At 54.5% G+C, this 16928-nt stretch carries 19 protein-coding genes; 11 read left to right on the top strand and 8 right to left on the bottom strand.

Annotation, left to right across the window (positions count from 1 at the left end; translation table 11 throughout):
- Positions 1–20: 20 nt before the first annotated feature.
- Entirely contained in the window at positions 21–386 is a 366-nt protein-coding gene (locus tag ACR0KN_RS18265) for a VOC family protein (RefSeq protein ID WP_480655555.1), read from the bottom strand.
- A gap of 263 nt (positions 387–649) precedes the next feature.
- Between ACR0KN_RS18265 and ACR0KN_RS18260 the strand changes: the two genes are divergently transcribed.
- From ACR0KN_RS18260 to ACR0KN_RS18250, 3 genes are all read left to right on the top strand, one after another.
- Positions 650–1228, top strand: a complete 579-nt coding sequence (locus tag ACR0KN_RS18260) for an adenylate/guanylate cyclase domain-containing protein (RefSeq protein WP_480655553.1) — start codon at positions 650–652, stop codon at positions 1226–1228.
- Positions 1225–1527, top strand: coding sequence for a hypothetical protein (locus tag ACR0KN_RS18255; RefSeq protein WP_480655551.1), 303 nt, complete (start codon positions 1225–1227; stop codon positions 1525–1527). The genes ACR0KN_RS18260 and ACR0KN_RS18255 overlap by 4 nt, the downstream gene beginning before the upstream one ends.
- A 90-nt stretch (positions 1528–1617) precedes the next feature.
- Positions 1618–2052 carry a hypothetical protein gene (locus ACR0KN_RS18250; RefSeq protein ID WP_480655549.1) on the top strand — a complete coding sequence of 145 codons (435 nt, stop codon included), beginning with the start codon at positions 1618–1620 and terminating at the stop codon, positions 2050–2052.
- A 206-nt stretch (positions 2053–2258) separates the two neighbouring features.
- Here ACR0KN_RS18250 and ACR0KN_RS18245 read toward each other — a convergent pair whose 3' ends face one another.
- The 7 genes from ACR0KN_RS18245 to ACR0KN_RS18215 form a co-directional block, all read right to left on the bottom strand.
- Complete coding sequence (locus ACR0KN_RS18245) at positions 2259–4577, bottom strand: caspase family protein (RefSeq protein WP_480655547.1); 2319 nt, start codon at positions 4575–4577, stop codon at positions 2259–2261.
- Between the two features lie 16 nt (positions 4578–4593).
- Positions 4594–4950, bottom strand: a complete 357-nt coding sequence (locus tag ACR0KN_RS18240; protein ID WP_480655545.1) for a hypothetical protein — start codon at positions 4948–4950, stop codon at positions 4594–4596.
- A 272-nt stretch (positions 4951–5222) separates the two neighbouring features.
- A complete protein-coding gene (locus tag ACR0KN_RS18235) occupies positions 5223–6599 on the bottom strand; it encodes a DUF4384 domain-containing protein (protein WP_480655543.1) in 1377 nt (458 codons plus the stop codon).
- The gene (locus tag ACR0KN_RS18230) at positions 6596–7006 is read right to left on the bottom strand and encodes an ExbD/TolR family protein (RefSeq protein WP_170543700.1); all 411 of its coding nucleotides are present in this window, start codon (positions 7004–7006) and stop codon (positions 6596–6598) included. Before ACR0KN_RS18230 ends, ACR0KN_RS18235 begins: the two co-directional genes overlap by 4 nt.
- Positions 7003–7437, bottom strand: a complete 435-nt coding sequence (locus ACR0KN_RS18225; RefSeq protein WP_170775594.1) for an ExbD/TolR family protein — start codon at positions 7435–7437, stop codon at positions 7003–7005. The genes ACR0KN_RS18230 and ACR0KN_RS18225 overlap by 4 nt, the downstream gene beginning before the upstream one ends.
- 10 nt (positions 7438–7447) lie before the next feature.
- Positions 7448–8068 carry a MotA/TolQ/ExbB proton channel family protein gene (locus ACR0KN_RS18220; protein ID WP_480655540.1) on the bottom strand — a complete coding sequence of 207 codons (621 nt, stop codon included), beginning with the start codon at positions 8066–8068 and terminating at the stop codon, positions 7448–7450.
- A gap of 3 nt (positions 8069–8071) precedes the next feature.
- Complete coding sequence (locus tag ACR0KN_RS18215) at positions 8072–8440, bottom strand: hypothetical protein (protein WP_480655538.1); 369 nt, start codon at positions 8438–8440, stop codon at positions 8072–8074.
- Positions 8441–8902: 462 nt separating this feature from the next.
- Here ACR0KN_RS18215 and tssA point away from each other — a divergent pair, with 462 nt between their 5' ends.
- From tssA to tssG, 8 genes are all read left to right on the top strand, one after another.
- Entirely contained in the window at positions 8903–9940 is a 1038-nt protein-coding gene (gene tssA, locus ACR0KN_RS18210) for a type VI secretion system protein TssA (RefSeq protein ID WP_480655536.1), read from the top strand.
- 70 nt (positions 9941–10010) lie between these two features.
- Positions 10011–10526, top strand: coding sequence for a type VI secretion system contractile sheath small subunit (tssB, locus tag ACR0KN_RS18205; RefSeq protein WP_010443394.1), 516 nt, complete (start codon positions 10011–10013; stop codon positions 10524–10526).
- Positions 10527–10529: 3 nt separating this feature from the next.
- Positions 10530–12026: a type VI secretion system contractile sheath large subunit gene (gene tssC, locus ACR0KN_RS18200; protein ID WP_010443395.1), complete on the top strand. Its 1497-nt coding sequence runs from the start codon at positions 10530–10532 to the stop codon at positions 12024–12026.
- A gap of 96 nt (positions 12027–12122) precedes the next feature.
- Complete coding sequence (locus tag ACR0KN_RS18195) at positions 12123–12617, top strand: Hcp family type VI secretion system effector (RefSeq protein WP_010443396.1); 495 nt, start codon at positions 12123–12125, stop codon at positions 12615–12617.
- Between the two features lie 84 nt (positions 12618–12701).
- On the top strand, positions 12702–13523 hold the full coding sequence (locus ACR0KN_RS18190) for a type VI secretion system accessory protein TagJ (RefSeq protein WP_170777112.1): 822 nt from the start codon (positions 12702–12704) through the stop codon (positions 13521–13523).
- Positions 13516–14010: a type VI secretion system baseplate subunit TssE gene (gene tssE, locus ACR0KN_RS18185; protein ID WP_010443398.1), complete on the top strand. Its 495-nt coding sequence runs from the start codon at positions 13516–13518 to the stop codon at positions 14008–14010. The genes ACR0KN_RS18190 and tssE overlap by 8 nt, the downstream gene beginning before the upstream one ends.
- Before the next feature lie 4 nt (positions 14011–14014).
- Positions 14015–15892: a type VI secretion system baseplate subunit TssF gene (tssF, locus tag ACR0KN_RS18180; protein WP_170543733.1), complete on the top strand. Its 1878-nt coding sequence runs from the start codon at positions 14015–14017 to the stop codon at positions 15890–15892.
- Complete coding sequence (gene tssG, locus ACR0KN_RS18175) at positions 15856–16926, top strand: type VI secretion system baseplate subunit TssG (RefSeq protein ID WP_480655532.1); 1071 nt, start codon at positions 15856–15858, stop codon at positions 16924–16926. Before tssF ends, tssG begins: the two co-directional genes overlap by 37 nt.
- Positions 16927–16928 lie beyond the last annotated feature (2 nt).

Genomic DNA, 16928 nt, shown 5'->3' with positions numbered 1-16928 from the left:
ACCAAGACGCTAATCGAATGCTAGGCGGGTTCCCAAAGCTCAATTGGGTTTACTTCTGGATCATTGAGCCACGCGAACTTGCCATTTGGATAAGGCGAATATGGATCGCGACGGACTTCAAAACTCTTAGATTCGAGTTGTGCGATCATTTTCTCAATGTCACGAACACGAAAATTCAGCATAAATACCTTTTCTTGGTTCCCGAAATACTCTGCCACTTTTTCAAACGGGGCGAAACCGGTCTCGCCTGCTTCCTGCGTCCAACACTGTGTTTCATAGTCGTTTGGTACGAGATCAATGCCCAAATTGTCACGATACCTTGCTGCTAAAGTAGCAGGCTCGTCTGCCCTGAAGAAAAACCCGCCAAAGCGCAGTACTTTTTCCATCTTCGATTTCAAACCCGGAGATGCTATCGGAAAAGACTACTCCAATACGTGGAATTTGATAAGCGCGGCCCGTAAGAGACATTCGTCGCCCACCCGCGATGCTGCGGGCGCAGCCCGCTTTGCGGACCTACGCTGCGACTGCGAAAGCGGGCGCCAGTAGGACTGTCACTACAAGCACAGAGCCTCTGATCAATGGATGTGACCATTCAGTTATGGATGGTCTAATACCACACCGGTCGTTATGCAGAGGAAGGGAGGTGAATTTGGAGCGACGGCTTGCAGCAATTCTGGTCGCCGATATGGTCTGCTATACTCGTCGCATGGAGCGAGACGAAGCTGGAACGCTTGATGCGTTGACCGCTCACATAGATGGAACAGTTGCACCACTGATCAATCGTCACCACGGACGGATTGTCAAACTTATGCGTGATGGCCTTTTGGCGAGCTTCGCTAGTGCTGCAGACGCGGTTTCTTGCGCTGTTGAATGGCAACAAGCACCCTTGGATGAGCCAGACCCGTTACTTTTTCGCATTGGCATCAATCTTGGCGACATAATCATGCAAGAGGATGATGTCTTCGGCTCTGGTGTTAACCTTGCCTCGCGTTTAGAGCAACTTGCCCCGCCAGGAGGTGTGCTTGTCTCGGACGCAGTCTATCGCGTGGTTGGCAGCCGCATTTCGGTCGTGTGGGAGGATGCGGGCACACATACCATCAAGAACATCTCTGAGTCTGAGTCTGTTTGGGCCTGGCGCATCGGAGGAGCGGAGCAAGCACAGGCTGACGCGAAGCCAGCAGCTACACCCCGCAAAGCTACCATCGCAGTCTTACCTTTGCACAGTTGAGTGACGACCCGGAGCAGGCATTCTTCAGCGATGGCATCGCAGAAGACATTATCACCGGGTTGTCTCGATTTCGTACTCTTCAGGTTGTCTCCAGAAACGCATCTTTCCGTTTTAGAACACAGGAAGCCGATCCGGCAGAGATCGCAGCAGAAGTGGGAGCCGATTATCTCGTAATAGGCAGCGTTCGAAAGGCCGGTAGTCGGGTAAGGATTTCTGTACAGCTCGCGGAAGCCAGTACTGGCTCGCAGCTATGGTCAGAACGATATGATCGCGAGTTGGAAGACATCCTGACCGTTTAGGACGAGCTGGCCCGCAACATCGTTGCGGTCCTTCCGGGACGTGTTCAACTCAACGTTGCCGACCGATCATCGCAAAAACCAGCAGATGAGATGAAGGCCTATGAGCTGATGCTTCGAAGCAAAGCTCTTCGAGATGGCCTAAATGCCAGGGATATGGCTAAAGCACGAGCTTTGCTGGAACGGGCCATTGAGCTCGATCCGTCCATCGCTCGGTCTTACATGTACCTCTCAGACACCTATGTTATCGATCTTTGGCTGGGATTGGCGGGCTCTGACGCTTCCGATCACATCCTGCATATCGCCCGCAAGGGTGCTGCACTGGACAACCAGGACGTCTACATTCAAGATCAACTGGGTTTGCTTATCTCTGCGCAGGCCTCTGGGACGAAGCAAATGCACAGTTCGAAAAGACGTTATCGCAGATCGAAAACGAAGCAGAGTCCATGGCGTGGTGCGGTTATGCATTTCTGTTGCTGGGGAGGCACGAAAAAGCGAGAGAAGTCGTATCGCAAGCGATGCGGTTAGATCCGTTGCATCCCCCTTCGATCGATTGGATCATGGGGCAGATATGCGAGATCATGAGCTGACATTCGGCCTGACACTTAATTGTATCATGAGCTCACTACATCCATGCCAGACATAGTAGTTCGTGAAATTGGTTGTGTAACCTTTTGGCCGGGTGAGCTTTCCATGGTAAGCAACGAACGTCAGGTCAGAACCAAAACATACCGCTAAAATAAATCGAAACGCACCGGGTTTCTGGCCCAGTACACTCTTGCCGCTAGCAAGAGCCGTTCTTTCGGATCCTCCAGTGCGGCGTAGGGAATGGGCACTCTGTTCAAAGCAGTTGCGTTTTCCAGAGATTTTAGAGTCTGCGCTCCAACCTGGCCGTCTACTTTGATACTTTCACCTAATTCGTTCAGTGCCATCTGGAGAGCACGGTCCAAGGCCTCGCGTGGTACATTGTCCAACTGCGATTGTGCCTGGGCGGCTGCTTCAGTATCTGCCAACAACGCCGCTTTTGCAGCTCTGAGGGCGGCGTCTGCCGGGCCTTTTCCAGAAACCTGACCGTCGAGAATGATATAAGCGCCGTTTGCCCCACCCCAAGCATCGCCCCTTGCAAGTGATACATCATACCACTCCAACGCTTCAGAGCGAGATCGGCCTTCAAGCTGGCCACGCAAGATCATCCGCGCGATGCTGGCCGGGGCAGTTGGGTGACCGCCTTCGGAGGCTGCCATGAAATATTGCAATGCCTTGTCATAGTCGACAGGGTTATCGCCGAGGCCAAGCAGTGCGACATAGGCGAGGTTGTCGTAGCCATAGATGTCTTTTCGCAATTCAGACGCCCGGAGATATCGCATGCCTCTCTCCGGTATGTAATGCGCCGAGTCTTCCCGCAGGAAATACAGTCCAAGCTCGTTCATCGAAAATGTGTGTCCAAGTTCAACTGCACGCTCGAGAAGCTCAAACCCACGGCTCTTTTCCTGTTGGGTATCACCTTCTCGTAGCAGCTTCTTCCCAAGGCGGTGCATGGCGTACGGGTCTTGTTCGGCGGTGCCCTGTTCCAGCAGGCTGAGGGCTTGTTGAGGGTCATACGGAATCTTGGTTACACCACGGTCGATCCGTTCCGAGTCGAGTAGCATGGCCAAGGCAAATTTCGCCCGTATGTGGCCAGCTTGTGCCGCCGCAGATATATTGGCATGTGCATCTACCAGTTGCCCGGCGGCCTGTTGCACCCGCCCAAGCTGATATCGAAAACGGGCATTGCCGGGATATTCGGCGACAGCTTTGCCACACGCCTTCAGACCGGCCGGGATGTCCAGTTCGTTTGGAAGGCGAAATACGCCGACACCATTGAGATCAAGTGCATCACCTGCTTCGATGTCACATGCGTTAATGTCCAACTGCAATGAGACGTCGACGCGTTTGCGTTCCTGATCGGAGGTGACCACTTCAACGCTAAAACTGTCCCGAACGCCATTATTGCTTATCTCGACCGCACGGACATCTGAAATTTCAGGAGAATATGAAATCGAGGCGGTTTGCTGAGTATCTTCCAGTGCGATTACACCCTGTTCAGGGCGTTCGACAATCTGAACATCAGTGATTTCGGTCCCGAGCGCCTGCGACAACGTTTGGATCAGCGGAATGCTTTTGTCGAACTGCTGAACGAGGTCCAGCGACTGGCTGGTTTCGCTCGGAACGGCCTGGGGTTGCTGTTCAACCTGGTGTTGGGCCAGGTAAAAAGGTTTCACCAGCGTAGAGCTTTCCCACGGTATTTGCCGCCCACCCGTCGCCTGGTGGACACGTTCCCGGATGACCGGGAACAATTGTTGGATGTTGTCATATGGAGTTGCCCGTGCAGCTTCTAATACGGCTGAAGTATAGGGGCTGTTCTGGCCGATGTCGCCATCGCTGGCGACGGCACCGGGTGAGGTCGAATATGCGACTAGTGAATTCAAAGGCGTGCTAAAAACATCAAAGCCTGGTCGCGTTTCGAACAGGTTTGCATCAAGATCCGCTGCCAACCTGATATCGCTGAACGGATTGTCCCGGCATGAATCAAGGATCGCCACATGGGCTGAACTTCTGGCGGATAATGTGTCGATAATCCGGTCCAGTGTCATCGTGGCCAAAGGAACGTCGTAGATGCTTTCGAATTTTGCATCGACCGGTAACAGGTAGTTGCGTCGCCCAATCTGAATGCCATGGCCAGCATAATAAAATAGGACGTTGGCTGAATCAGGAATGTTTAGAACCGCAGTTCGAAGAAGCTCCTCGAATTCTCGCTTTTCAAGATTGTATCCGTCGTAAACCTTAAAGTTGAATTCCCGTAACAGAGCAGCAATGTCTTCTGCATCTTTTTGCGCATTAGCAAGGTCGACGACTTCGGAGTAATCCTGATTACCAATCACAATTGCAATCCGAGGCGCTTCAGTAATCTGCGCTGTGCTCTCAGAACTTGATTGCGCCCAAACAGAGTCGCTTGCCGCAGACAAAGCGACTGTGCCCCCGAAGAGCGCGCCTAGCAGACTACGCTTCAACATGTTTTATATCCCTGCGCTAGTTCCAGCTACCGCCGCCGCCGCCGCCGGTTCCACCGCCGCCGCCGGTTCCACCGCCGCCGCCACTACCGCCACCACTGCCGCCATCATTTCCTCCACCGCCATCATTTCCTCCACCGCTATCGCCACCTCCGTCGCCTTGGCGCTCTTCGCCGGAGATCAACGTGCTTTCGGTTGGTGCGGGAGCAGTTTGGACCACTGGGGCCGACACTTGGGTAGGTGTTGGCGAAGCCGCTGAAACAGGTTGTGTTGCGGGGCTTGATGGAACGGTTTGTGTCTCTGCAGTCCACGGCAGTTCGCATCCTGCCAAAATGAACGTACCCGACAATAGTATTGGCAGTGAAACTCGGGCCATAATAGCCTCCCAACTCTCTGAACTAATCAATTTCATCTCCAAGCTTACGCTTGGTAAACTCTCTCTGTCCATTGTTGTTTGCCACACAACCTAGGCCCAGACTGTAATCTGCATCACATCAGAAGTTATGTTGCAATCTTGCCGTGCGAACAGATCCGTGCTTTGCGGTGAAAACGAGTATCCGCGCACCTGCCAAGGCATAGGTTTGTGGCTGATACGAAACGTATCCATCGATGTGTGCCTCAATTAACTCTTATGGAAAAAGACGATGTCTACCGCTCGGTCGTAGTGATGAAGAAGTAAACCCATTCTCCTTTGAAGTTCGGGTTGCTTTTGCGTGCTTCGGTAATTCGTGATTTCAGGAAATTCAGATATCCCTCGGCAGGTTCAACCAACGGTCGATCGTCTTGATACAGCGGTTCCGACGCTGCGAAGGCGACGGCTATTTCCTGCCCATAAGGTGGCCCTATCGTAACAAAGAGGCCCGCGTCACCCGGTTCCGCTGCGCCGATCTGCAAAGCAGCATTTGCAGGCGTCGGCGCCATTGGAGTTGACACGTTTGGTCTGAGGTGGATCACCTGACCTTCGGCATCGAAATAATCGACATAGACGAAAGCGTCGTAATCCGCCCCGGTCAGGTCCAATATCAGCTGCTGTCCTTTAACATAGTGAAATTCGCGCGCATGAATGTCCTTTCCGATGAGAAGCGGATTGGTGATTTGATCTGTAGATTGCGGCAATCCGACATCCGCGATGCCACTGAGCGCGCCACATTGTGGGCGAGGTAGGATGTGAAGCTTGTCGTCAACCCGTATGTTGTTTCCCATTTGTGCCTGAAGGGCTGTCAGTACAGGATTGCGCAATCCGTCTTCGGGGATATGACCGATGACCTGCAATGTGTTGGTGTCGGGTTGAAATTGAACTTGCAACCGCGCACACGGGATTTGCGCCAGCAGCCCATCGATTCCATCCCGCAGATTCTGAGCGCTATTCCCGGCGTCTTCGGGTCGCATGAAACTCTGGAGCGCCGCCAGAGAGACGGGGTCGATCGGTTCATTGCCCGTGGTTGAAAACACCTCGGACGCGTTGGTGGGAGGGATATCAGGGACTGTCTGCTTTAGGGCGACGGGTTGGGGTCTCACAGGCTGGGCCAGTACCTGTTTTGGAGGTTTGGGGGGCAAAGCCTGCTCTTGCGGTGAGCTTGAAAGGATCGGATTCGCCTGCAAAGTAGCTGGGACCAACCGAGATGGTGACACTGCTGCGGCTTGTAAGGGCTGAGGCGCGCCGGTGACTTGCTGTATCGGCTTGGCCAAATTTTCAAGCGGTGCCAGAGCATCCGGTTTCGCCTGGGTTGCCGCAAGCGTCTGCTGTGGGAGTTGCTTCGAAGCTGCGGTCGATTGATGTATCGCGCTTTGATCCAGCTGCGCCCCAATTGCATCCGTTGTCGGCGCAGCCTCGACTTCCGGTCGTGCTTCGATAGCCTCGCTTTGTTTGACCTGATGGGCGGACAATTGCATCCGGGTCTCGGGCACGGGCTGCTTCGTCACCGGGTCTGGCTCAACACTCCAAATCAGGGCCAGAGCGCCGCCGACATGAAGGGCAAGCGAGCAGACTAAGCCAACCCCCCATATGAACGGCCCCTTGATCACCGTGCAGGCCCCGGAGGTGTCACCACCAGAACTACGTCGCGTGCACCCATCGCCTCGAATTGGGCGATCCGGGGCAGGATGTCGCGTAATGCAGCGTCGCGATGCGCGTTGATCCGGATCAGAATGTCTGGATCGGCCTCCAGTTGGGACTGAATGCGCTGATTAATGTCTTGCAGAAATACCTCTTCGCCGTCTAGCGCCATCGTCCCATCGGCCGCTACGGATAACGTGATGCCTCCCGCTGGCATGTCCGCCCCGGTCAGGGCCGTTGGTGGGGTTACATCAAACGGCGCAGTGGCGTCCATGCGGCCGATCAACATAAAAAAGACCAGCAGGAAGAACACCACATCGATCAGGGCGATGATCGTCTCGGGGTGATGGCGACGAGCAGGGCGAGATATCCTCACTGGCGGGCCTCCAGTCGGACCACGCGCATGTTCACGGCCCCAGCGCTTGTGACAATATCCATGACAGTTACAAGCGACTGTAGTCGAGCACCTCCGGTCGGCAGGATGATGACCTGAAGCGCAGGGTTCCGATTAAGGCGGACTGTCAGCAAGCTGATTAGTTCGTCCCGGGTGAAATCCTTACCTTGATGAAAGGGGGAACCGTCTGTTCCGATGCGAATAAGCAGTGTTTCGGATACAGTTTCGGTTTTGGCTGCCTGCGAGGGGACCGGGCGGTTGGACTGTGCCAGCGCCGGAATCATGTCTAGGTTCAGATAAGTCGACGTGACCATGAAGAACACCAGCAGGATCAACATTACGTCGATCATCGGAACCAGAGAGATCAATGGCCGGGTCGGCTTGCGTCTGTTCAGGCTGATATCGCTGTACATCGAAGCTTCCTTAATGCGCGCCGCGCTCCTCAAGCACCATCAGATTGCCAACAGCGTTCTCTATGGACTGCGCCCCTGCTTCGGCACGTCCGGACAGCAAAGAGGCTCCGATGGCAGCTGGAATGGCGACCAACAACCCGGCAGCGGTCGTCAACAGCGCCTGCCAGATACCACCCGCCAGAACCGAGGCGTTAGCCGCACCCTGCGCCAGCTCCAATTCCTGAAACGACTGAATCATTCCGGTCACTGTGCCTAAAAGCCCCAGCAAAGGTGAGATCATGGCGATTAATTCTAAAACGCGAAGCCAGCTGTTCATTACGGCGAATTCTTGATTGCCGCGACGCGTCAGCTCGGCCATCAGCGCAGGCCCTTTGAAGCCATCGATAAGCGCTTGCATGGCATAGGCACAAACACGGTCCGCCGGTGATTTACCTGCGGCGACGGCCTGTTGCGCAGATTTTTTGTCTCCGACTGACCATTGGACAAATGCCGCGTCCCGAGCGGGCCCTCCAGCGCGTACCGGCGCGAGCCTGATAACCTTGACCACGATCACTGTCAGCGACAGCAAGGACAGTAGGCCAAGAAGGACGATGATTGGGCCTCCGGTGCCCAGATTTTCCAACCCCGGCATGGCTTATTGCGCCAGATTCGCTGTTGTCTTGCTGTCCAACGCTAATAGCGGGAAGCAATCCACAGGGTTTTCGTTCTGATGTTTGCACGCGGGCAGGTCGTGTAAAAGCACCTCGGAAATATCTGAGCAATCAATATCGGGAATCTCAAAGAGCTTTAGAACGGTCCGTTGTACCGGTAGGGGGGCTGCGTCGATGGACAGCAAGCGATCGATCACTCCGTCGCCGTCGAGGATCGCCAGTGACATTTCAAATTCTTCAAAGCTGTTACCGGTCTGGTTGCTAAACAAAAAGAAAGCGCGGCAGCCCCCAGCTTCGCCAGTTTCAAACTTGTTCAACTCAATGGACAGTTTACCTTCGTCAGCCTGCGCCATCATGGCTGCAAGTGTCAGTGCAATGACTGCAAATATCCCTGTTTTCATTTTATTCCCGTTCTCGATTGCCGGTTTCTCCTAGTCGTCCGCAGGCGTCGTCTGTGAAGACGGTGTGCCAGGGTCCGCTCGATCGGGTTCGGACCTTTCATGATCATTGCAGCATCGGACTGCATGCGAGAAGAGGAAATTTTAGTCCTCGGCATCTAACTTCGTCTGCCAAACGAAAAAAGCGTGCCTTATCGGCGTAGCGGCCAAACCATGTCGTAAAAAAAACGTATTTATTAGGTTTGACTTTGGGCCTGGTATGGGGCTGATTCATAACAATGACTGCGCATAAAACGCGAAATGTTTGCAAGCTTTGTCATCGTGTGAAGTAGTTCATATCGGTTGTCGGGAATATCACGTTAAGCGGTGCCAACAAACGGACAAGCGGCAGACAACCGCCACGTTATTGGGGAGAGTATGGAACTATCATCTTATCTGGAGCCTAGAAGCGAAGATCAGCCAAGCGGTGAAAACCTGGAATATGATCCGGCATTTACTGATCTTGAGATCGCGGCTCAGCCAGGGGAAGAACGTCAGATGGGCGACGAGGTCGTCGCCGCTGAAGAACAAGATTGGGCTGATGTCGAGGCCAAAGCGCTAGCGGTTATGGAACAGAGCCATGATTTGCGCGCCGCGATCTACCTGGCCGAAGCGGTTTTGCATACAAAGGGTCTTACTGAATTTTCAGCTTCGATAAATTACGTCAGATCTCTGCTGGATGAATTCTGGGATACTTGTCACCCTGAGTTGGACGAAGATGATGGCGACGCGACGATGCGGATCAACGCGGTGCGTGGTCTGGCCTCGACTGAACGTATGGTACGAGCGCTACGTCGCACTGGCTTGACGGAAAGCCGAACTTTCGGACGCATCACCCTACGTCATCTGGATGTTGTCGATGGCCGCATAAACATGCCGGCCGATCTGGACGACATCCCGGACGAAAACAGCGTTGCCGCCGCTTTCAAGGATACTGATGAAGAAACACTTTCCGCCAACGCGGAAGCGGTTGCATCAGCGCTTGAGAATGTAAACTCTATCGATGCTGTCTTTGCTGACAAGACCCCGGGAGAAGGCCCGAATCTGGACCCTTTGATTGACGCATTGAAGAGCATCAAGCAGGCGATGTCCCGTTACGCTGATGTCGGTGACACCGCAGATGACGACGTGGACGAAATGGATGCACCCGCGGCTAAATCAGGATCAGGACCAGCTGCTGCGCCTGCAGGCGGTGGTGCGGTCAACTCGCCCGAAGACGTTACCCGAATGTTGGAACGCATTATGGATTATTATGCGCGCTGCGAACCTTCCAGCCCGCTACCGATTTTGTTGGAACGGGCAAAGCGGCTTGTGAATGCAGATTTTATGACGATTATCGAAGATATGGCCAAAGAGGGTCTGGACGAAGTGCGCCAGATCGGCGGATTGAAAGATGATGATGACGATGGATTTTGATACGTTTCCGGCGATAGCGCTGGAACGTGGATCGAAACAAAAAGCTGACGGATGAGTCGAGGAGCAACAGATGGCTGACAGTTCACAAAAATTCATAGCCCGGAACAGGGCTCCGAGAGTTCAGATCGAATATGATGTCGAGCTTTATGGAGCCGAGAAGAAAGTACAGCTGCCGTTTGTCATGGGCGTCATGAGCGATTTGGCTGGCAAATCCGAGGTCGAACAGCCCGCCGTTGCGGACCGGAAATTCCTGGAAATTGATGTAGACAATTTCGACGACCGGATGAAATCGATGGCGCCGCGCGCTGCGTTCACGGTGCCCAACACCCTGACAGGCGAAGGCAATCTGGCAGTAGATATCACCTTTGAAAGCATGGATGATTTCAGCCCGGCCGCGATCGCGGCCAAGGTCGAACCGCTGAAAGAGCTGCTGGATGCACGCACACAATTGTCCAACCTCATGACCTATATGGATGGCAAAACCGGGGCCGAGGATCTGATTTCAAAAATTATGCAGGATCCCAGCCTGCTAAAGACACTGGCAGCCCAGCCCAAGCCGGGCAACGACGCTGCTGAGGAGGAGTAAAAGATGGCCGATGAAGAAGCCAAGGTAGAAGCCGCCGAAGGCGCAACCGCATTTGGATCATCCGAGTTCGAAGCTCTGCTGACCAAGGAATTTCGCCCGAAATCGGACCAGGCCAAGACTGCCGTTGAAAGCGCAGTGAAAACACTGGCCGAACAGGCCCTGGCCAACACTGGTCTAATTTCGGACGATGCGCTGCGCTCGATCGAAGGCATCATTGCTGAGATCGACAAGAAGCTGACCGAACAGGTTAACCTGATTTTGCACCATGCCGATTTCCAGCAGATGGAGAGCGCGTGGCGTGGTCTGCACTATCTGGTGAACAACACCGAAACCGACGAGATGCTGAAAATCCGCGTGATGAACATCTCGAAAAAGGACATGCACAAAACTTTGCGCAAGTTCAAAGGTACCGCGTGGGATCAGTCGCCGATCTTCAAGAAGCTCTACGAAGAAGAGTTTGGCCAGTTTGGTGGTGAGCCTTATGGCTCATTGGTCGCAGACTATCATTTCGATCACAGCCCGCAGGATATCGAACTGTTGGGTGAAATGTCGAAGATTGCCGCTGCTGCCCATGCGCCGCTTATCACCGGTGCCAAGCCCAGCCTATTCCAGATGGACAGCTGGTCAGAATTGGCTAACCCGCGCGACCTGACCAAGATCTTCCAGACCCCGGAATATGCTGCTTGGCGGTCTCTGCGTGAAAGTGAAGATTCCAAATATGTGGGCCTGGCCATGCCGCGCTTCTTGGGGCGTCTGCCTTATGGTTCCAAAACCGAACCGGTCGAGGAGTTCGCCTTTGAGGAAGACACCACCGGTGCGAATAGCGACAGCTATAGCTGGGTGAATGCGGCCTATGGCATGGCGGTAAACATCAATCGGTCTTTCAAGGAATATGGTTGGTGCTCGCGGATCCGCGGTGTGGAAAGCGGCGGTACCGTTGAGGGCCTGCCAGCGCACACCTTCCCGACCGACGACGGTGGCGTTGACATGAAATGCCCAACCGAGATAGCGATTTCGGACCGGCGCGAAGCGGAACTGGCCAAGAATGGCATGATGCCGTTGATCCACCGCAAAAACAGCGACGCTGCCACCTTCATCGGTGCGCAATCGCTGCATAAACCCGCCGAGTATGACGATGCTGACGCGACTGCGAACGCCAATCTGGCTGCTCGTCTGCCATATCTGTTTGCGACCTGCCGGTTTGCTCACTACCTAAAATGCATGGTGCGGGACAAAGTTGGTTCGTTCAAAAGCCGTCAGGATATGGAATCCTGGTTGCAGGACTGGATCAACCAGTATGTTGACTTCAACGCTGATATTTCTGCTGAGGCTGAGAAGGCGCGCAAACCGCTGGCTTCCGCCGAGGTTGTTGTTGAGGACGTAGAAGGGAACCCCGGATACTACACTTCCAAGTTTTTCTTACGCCCACACTACCAGCTTGAGGGGCTATCGGTGTCTCTGCGCCTAGTTTCGAAACTTCCGTCGGAAAAAGCCGGTTAAACCGAAAAAAAAGTGGCGGCGGGTGAAGTGCTTCACTGCCGCCATTTCAAACCTCGAATATCTCAGTGTCATCATTAGCCCTTGAAGGAAGGTAAAATGGAAAACGTATTCATCAAGATGGACTTCCCCGGTGAGGCCAGGGAAAAACAACATACCGATTGGATCGCTTGTAAAGAGATCAGTTGGGAGGTCGCGCGCACCCTGGATATGGGCGACATGGGCACCACCCAGCGTGGTTATGCGAATGCAAATTTCGGCAAAGTCACGCTGAGCACCGAGCTCAGCAAAGCCTCGGCCAAGCTCATGACCTATGTTGCTTCGGGCAAGTCCAACGGCGAGATGACGATTCATCTGTGCCGGTCGGGTGACGATGAGAAGAAAGGTATGGAGCCATATCTGATCTTCACCCTGCGCGACGCTATCGTCGACAGCTATTCGGTTAGTGGGGGCGAAGAATCGATCCCATCAGAACAGTGGACCGTTGCGTATCGCGGCATCTCGATCAAGTACAAGATCGCCGATTTCAAAACCGGCAAACTCAGCGACTGCAACGAGTTCAAGTGGAATCTGGAAACCGGCGACGTCAGCTGATTTTTGGAGAAAAAATTGGCCTTGACGGTATATTTTCCGCCAAGGCTATTTCCTTTTTTATCATCCTGACGACGCGAGGGCTTCATGACGCCGGAAGAACATCTAAGAACAGGCGATCTGACTGCCACGCTAACTGCGTTGCAAGATAAAATCCGCACAAATCCAGCTGATGCTAAGCTCCGGATTTTCCTGTTTCAATTACTTTGCGTCATGGGAGATTGGAAACGCGCGATCACTCAACTGAAGCTGAGCGCGGAAATGGATGAGGCGGCCACAATGATGGCCAAGACCTACCGCGAGGCCATCATTTGCGAAGTGTATCGCGAAAAGGTCTTTGCGGCCGAGAAAACTCCGATGATCTTTGGCGAGCCCGAAGAATGGCTGGCGCATCTGATTGAAGCCCAGAAGTTGACCGCGGGTGGGAACCTTGAACAAGCTGCCGAGATGCGGGCGAAAGCCTTCGACGCGGCCCCCGCAACGTCAGGTACCGTGAATGGCGAAACGTTCGAATGGATCGCGGATGCTGACATGCGTCTGGGTCCGGTGCTGGAGGTTATTGTGAACGGGCGCTATTTCTGGCTCCCGTTTGCTCAGATTGCTCGACTTGAAATCGAGGCACCCAGCGACCTGCGTGACGCCGTCTGGACGGCCTGCACTTTGACTGTTGCCAGTGGTGGAGAAATTGCGGCGTTGATCCCTACCCGATACCCGGGAACGACAGAATACGGAGACGATGCCGCTCGGTTGGCGCGTGCGACAAGTTGGGTCGATGCGGGATCTGATACCTTTACCGGCCTGGGTCAGCGCATACTGACCACGGACAAATCCGATATTGCTTTGTTGGATGTGCGCGAATTGGTACTGAACGTGGCCGCCGGGACCGGGGAAACGGCGGGAGATGGCTGAGAAGACCCTTGCCGAACGCTTGCAGCCTTCGCTTCTGGATCGGCTGACGGACGACGCGCCGGATCAGAAAAAGGAAGGGCGCGACTCTCGTGTGATCGACGTGGGCCGCCTGAGAGAAATCATTCAGCGTGATCTGTCCTTGTTGCTCAATACCACAGATCAATCCGATCTGATTGACGAAGATACTTATCCCTACGCGTCGAAATCTGTTCTGAATTACGGCATCCGCGAAAGCTCGGGGTCGTTTTCAACACTGCGACAAGCCCAGCGAATCCAACGCTCTATCGCGGATTCGATCGAGGTATTCGAACCTCGTATTATGAAGGGCTCGGTCTCGGTTGATTTGCGGTCCGAAAAAGGATCGGGCGAAATGCACGTAGAATACGATATACGCGCTGTAATGTGGGCTCAGCCGATGCCTCTGGAACTCTACCTGCGCAGTCGCGTTGATATTACGACCGGCGAAGTCGCGATCGAGCGGAGTTAGTGCGATGGATACCCGCCTGCTCAAACACTACGAAACTGAACTGGCCTTTCTTCGCGAAATGGGGGCAGAGTTCGCTGCCGCTTATCCCAAGATCGCGTCCCGTCTGGGGATGGAAGGGATCGAAGTTGTCGATCCCTATGTAGAACGCCTGCTAGAGGGGAGCGCTTTTCTGGCGGCGCGCGTGCAGTTGGAACTGGAAATGCAGTTCCCGACATTCACGTCGAACCTTCTGGAAATTGTCTATCCGCATTATCTGGCGCCGACACCATCCATGATGATTGCGCAGTTTGAACCGGACGTTGGTAATGCAGCCCTCAAAGAGGGCTATACGATTTCACGTGGTGCGACGTTGCGTTCTTACTTGGCAGAAGGGGAGCAGACCGCGTGTGAATTCAGGACCTCGGCCGACATGACGCTGTGGCCGATTGAGATTACCGAAGCCGAATACATTGACGGGCGCGGTGAACTGGTCGCAGCAGGTGTGGCCAAGGAAACTGACGCCCGGGCTGGCATCCGGTTGCGTTTGAGACGCACCGACGGCGAACCTATGGCAGAACTGGGTTTGGACGATCTTGTGCTGCATCTGGACACCCAGAGCGGCAAGGCATGGGCGCTTCATGAATTGCTGGCGACTCAATGCGTGGGCCTGACAGGGCGGTCGACAGATCGGCGTGCGGACTGGACCGTTCGCCTAAACCAGGCAGATGTTATCCCCAAAGGGTTCGAGCCTGACGAAGCTTTGCTGCCGACACCGCGCCAATCCTTTGACGGCTATCGTCTGTTGCAGGAATATTTCGCAATGCCCGAACGTTTCCTGTTCGTCGAATTGACCGGCTTGCAACAGGCTTTGAAACAGTCGGCGGGCAGTGATGTTGATATTTATATCCTGCTGCAGGACGGGATGCGCGATGTCGCTCCGGCGGTTACGCCTGCGGCATTTGCGCTGAACACAGTTCCGGCTGTCAATCTGTTTCACCGCCGATGTGACCGGGTTCATATCACGCAAATGGACACCGAGCACCATGTTGTGCCGAACCGGACAGCTGGTTTGGATTATGAGATATTTTCGATTGATCGCGTGACCGGGATTCAGTCCGATGAAGAAGGGGACATTCCTTTCCGCCCGTTCTACAGCGACACCGATCTGACAGCTGCGGGCGATAACCACTCGGCCTATTACACGGTCAAGCGTCGGATGCGGCAACGGAACGAAAAAGAACGGTTGCGCGGAGTTCGCACATCTTATCTGGGCTCTGAAGTGTATCTGACGCTGGTAGATCGGGCTCAGGCCCCTTACCCCGGATCGCTTGACCAGTTGGCGGTTGAGGCGCTGTGCTCGAACCGGGATCTTCCTATGCTGCTTGCGGCGGGAGGGACAGATGTGTTCCATCTGCCAGAAGGTGGGCCAGTAAAATCGGTACGCACACCCGTAACCCCAACTCGACCTCATGCGACGTTGGCTCAGGGGGATGCAGCCTGGAAATTAATCAGCCATTTGAGTCTGAACTATCTTTCGATCTCTGGTGATGGCGCGGAAGGCGGTGCAGGCGCGCTGCGCGAGTTGTTGGGGATTTATGCTCCTCTGGGAAATCGAGTGACCGAAAAACAGTTGGAAGGCGTGGCGTCTGTTACCAGTCGCCCAATCGTGCGTCGGATGAGCGACGAAGTGCTCAGCACAGCCGTGCGCGGTCTGGAGATCACGTTGGGGTTTGATGAAAGCTTTTACGAAGGCACCAGCGTATATGTTCTGGGTGCCGTGCTTGAACGGTTCTTCCGTAAATATACGACGATCAACAGTTTCACGGAAACCGTTCTGAAAACCGAAAGACGAGGAGAGATTGCCAGATGGCGACCAGCAGCCGGCCTGGGCAGGATCATTTGAGCCTGCTTGCCGCGCTGGCGGCAGACCCTGAAAGGCATCATGTCTTTCAGGCGCTTCGGGTGATCGAGGCGCATTATTCCGATGCACCGAGGTTGGGCGAATCCCGCCGTCCGCGCGAAGACAAAGTGCGGTTGGGGCAGGATGTGTCACTGGCCTTTCCTCCCAATACTCTAACCCGTTTTGAACCGGCGTCAGAAAACGCACCCGGCAAGCTGAACAACCTATTCTTTGGATTCTTCGGCCCGCAAGGCCCTTTGCCGTTGCACTTGACGGAATTCGCCCGCGACCGGCAACGTAATCACCGCGATCCTACTTTTGTCGCTTTTGCCGACATGCTGACGCACCGAATGATGAGCTTGCTGTACCGCGCATGGTCAGCAGCCGAACCGGCACCCAGCTTCGATCGTGGGGATGATCCGTTCGAACAGCGGGTGGCTGCTTTGGCCGGTTTTAAAGGCCAGTCGTTCGTAGATCGCGATGCGATGTCGGACATTCTACGCCGATTTTTCGCCGGGCATCTGGGATCGGGCACCAAGACAGCTGAAGGTCTAATCGCGATACTGTCCGACTATTTCGGCATCGAGGCACACATCCAACAATTTGTAGGATCCTGGTTGGAACTTGAGCCCGATGATACCTGGCAACTGGGTGGGCCCGCTCGTCTGGGACAGTCAACCAGCATCGGAAGCCGGGTTTGGTCTCGGTCGGCCAAATTTCGAATCCGGATAGGGCCGGTTTCACTAGAAGACTACAAACGCCTGCTTCCCGGCGGCCTGTCGCAGCAGCGGTTAGAGGCGATCCTACGCACCTATGTCGGCGACACTCTGGATTGGGAGATCAATCTGGTTCTGGCCGGAGACGAAGTGCCCCGCGCATCGCTGGGCGGCACGACGCAGCTGGGTCACACAAGCTGGATCAAAAGCCGCAATGAAGCGGACACAACCCAGTCGGATGCAGATGATCTGATTCTGTACCCCGGCTACACGACACAAGAATTCGAGGCCAAAGAACTGGCACCCAACGAGAGGTATTGAAT

This window comes from Ruegeria sp. AP7, assembly GCF_056539905.1.
This window is presented reverse-complemented; position numbering and strand designations above follow the sequence as displayed.